This is a genomic window from Bradyrhizobium sp. SUTN9-2 (genome assembly GCF_003122645.1).
GTDB lineage: Bacteria > Pseudomonadota > Alphaproteobacteria > Rhizobiales > Xanthobacteraceae > Bradyrhizobium > Bradyrhizobium yuanmingense.
In genome coordinates, this window is sequence record NZ_LAXE01000001.1 from 4,773,187 (window position 1) to 4,776,292 (window position 3,106).

Genomic DNA, 3,106 nt, shown 5'->3' on the forward strand with positions numbered 1-3,106 from the left:
CTCCATCAGCAGTTCCGTGAGTCGTTCGTTCGCGCCGCAAAAGACGCGAGCTTTCAACGCCACGCTTACGCAGCGTTCGTTCTTGCTAATTTCTGGTCGCTTGGGGCTGAACGAGATATTGCATCGAATGCAGTAGGAGGGCTGTCTGGGATGTTTCTACCTGTGAAGCCTCCTCTCGATGAGAATCCCGATTTTATCGAGCTGGTGACCTACGGTAAGAGCGACACCGATATTGACAATGGCTGGTCATGGCCTGCTAACGAAATTTCTCCCGGACAAAGCGTGCGTGGCTATATTGCGCAACTTAGTCCTCGGGATATGGACCTGCCGAGCGCAAAGGTGCTGCGAATGACTGTTCACCGATTGCCTCGCCATTCCCCTCCGTGGGGTGCAACCGTAGGTCTGCGAAACATCAAGCTTCAGTGCGTTGACGCTCGCCAACCCTCAAATGCTTCAAGTTCATAGAGATCGCAATGACGAGCGAGAACCAAACGCCACCATCTTTCGAAAGCCAACTGCGTGCCAATGTATTTGGTTGGGTCTCGCTCCGGCACTTCTTGCCAGCTGACAACTTACGTGATTTGGTTCGTGTGTTAGTACACGAAGTGAGCGAAGGACAGATCTCACTAGATAGACTGTTCGAAGAGCGCGAGATACCAAAAGGCCCAGGCCTTGATGGTTGGATTGTCCGACCTCTAAAGACTGAAGGAAAACTCGCAGGTTACCTTCAGCGTGCTGTTCAAGATATCGTTTGGCAAGCGGATGGGGATGGCTTTCCACCTGAGGACGGCGCGCCCCCTGAGCAGCTGCTGAAAGCACGATCTCTTGAGCGAGCCCTTCAACTAGGCACTCGGGATTTTGGATTCGACGAGCGTGAGTTCAGGGTACCGTTCAACGACCAAGCTTGCGAGGCGTTGCTCGATCTACTACGTACCGGCTCAGCTTGCTCCGCGGGCAGGGCAGAATGGTCGGAGCTTCCGCCGACGGCTGTCAATCGAGTCAGCAATTTGTATCCGCCACTTGCCGTGCTCCTATTGAAGCACATCGGCGATCTCTGCGCCGATGCAGATGCTTGGAGAGTTGCTGAAGACCTGTATCGAAAATGCCGGGACAGGCTGGGTGACGCCAACCAAGGCTGGCACGCGCTTTCCGAGCAACTAGTTGATGTTGTTGACCAGTCCATCGCGGCGGCCGTGCGAGTTAATACAGGTCCGGAAGCAGCCTTTGAGCTTTTGCGAGACAGTCTCGAGAGTAGCTCTCTTGAGGTGCGCCCGCTGCTTAAATTCAATGCGCCCTTCGATGCACTTTGCGCCGCGCTGAGCGTTGACTCATTGGCTTTGAAGTTCACCGATAGTCGGACCACGCTCCTAAAGCCCCCACTTAGCCATGAGTCGCATCAGCTAAATTGGTCGGTCTTTGCGGCTGCAGGGGCTCGCGATCGCCATCGCGCCTCGAGGCGATGCTGGGCAGTGCTGCGCCGCCAAATCGCCCTAGGGCTCTCAACTGAGTCTCGGGAAACAATGGCCGCTTTTGCCCAAGTGCTTTTTCGTATCACGGAGGAGACCGAACCTCAACGAGGCCATTCGGCTGACTTTTACCTAGCTGTACACCTGCTGATCCAAGCCGCCGATCGCTCTCATGTTGAAGACATCAAATGGTCGGACAGTTTCGTCGCAAGGTTTGTCGATGAGGCCGCGGTTGAGCTGGTCATCTCGCTTTGCGGACGACATGAAGGAATGTCCGTTGAACGACATCGTTCGGCTATATCCTTGCTTACAAGATGGGCGGAGAAGATCCCGCAGGATCGACGGCAAGTTGCGCGCATTATTGTCGAATTTCTATCAGCACAAGCCAGCAGCGGAAGCACATCATTTTCGTCGACCAGGAACCTCGCGCTAGCTGGAGTTGACGCGTTATGTCGCTTAGCGAAGGGTAGGCCGGAGTTTTGCCGCGAGAACATCGCCCCCGTCTATACAGCTATCGCTACGCTGCTTCGGTTGCAGGCCCATTGGAATCTGCACGCGAATACCTTTCAGCTGGCCTGTCTCACAGTTGACATGCTCTCCAGAGACCAAGCACGTGAGTTGGTCAACGAAACCCTGAGCCTACTTGCCGCCATAAAGCCCGAGAGCCAGTTATGGCCCGTGGTCCGGCCCGCTTTGCAATTCCTGCTCTCTGATGAAGTGGTAACTTTGGCGAATGTAGACGCGGAACTTGGCCGTCGGATAGTCAATAGCATTATCACGTTCGGCGCCGGCGATCGCTCGAATGCTGCCGGCCTGGTTCAAAATCTTGAGCGATTCGATCGTTCTTTGTTGGATCAAAAGGTCGTAATTGATCTACGAGAGGCTCTCGTGCACAGGCTTGTGCCTTCCGTAGCGCGTCTCAACACCAGCTCAAATGTGGCTGATATCAGAGCTTTGCTGGCAATCCCCTCGTTGTCGGGGAAAGTAGGCGTGACAGCGGCCCTGCAAGCATTGGAGTCTGTTCTAAGGTCAGTAAAGACAAGCCGCCCGGCGATGGGTGTCGCGGATGCTTATGCACCTGTGCTCGCCCTGGCAGGTCGTCGCGCCGAGTTCGTTACTTTGCTTGGTGAGGAATACGTCGACCAGCATTGGAATGTGCTGCTCGACCTGGTCTTCGATCTTTGGTCGACCGCAGTCAACACACCAAGGCTTCTTGCACCATTCTCAATCCCAGAGCCGACAAATCCTAATCCAATTACCGTTCATAATTGGACGTACGCTTCGCTTCGCTTTGCAAAAGACTTAGATCAAGAAGATCGAATGCTTCAGTTCCTGAAAGGCATCGAGTCTCCCATCTCATTGCGCGATCCAATCGACCTCGCTGTTGCGACCGGCGCTCTTTCCGCGGATTTAAAGGAGCAGCAGGATCGCAGTCTTACCGATGAAGGAGATGATGCCTTCTACGCGGGTTTGGGACGGCGCTTGATTCGCGTGCTAACTGAGGAGGAGGATGTTGCGAGGCGGATTTGCAGTGAATTGCTGCACCAGTGTCTTCTGAGAGGTCCGCGAGGACTTGATGCTGGTGTTCTAGCGGAATCACTTCGGCTCAAGATTGCGAATGATGCGAGCCGAACATTAGT

The 3,106-nt window shown here is 54.5% G+C and carries 2 protein-coding genes; both read left to right on the forward strand.

Annotated features, from left to right (window positions below; genetic code table 11):
- On the forward strand, positions 1-465 hold a 465-nt coding region (locus XF30_RS38895; protein ID WP_204524520.1), incomplete at its 5' end, for a hypothetical protein.
- An 8-nt stretch (positions 466-473) separates the two neighbouring features.
- A partial coding sequence (locus tag XF30_RS22085) for a hypothetical protein (RefSeq protein ID WP_158284402.1) occupies positions 474-3,106 on the forward strand: 2,633 nt, incomplete at its 3' end.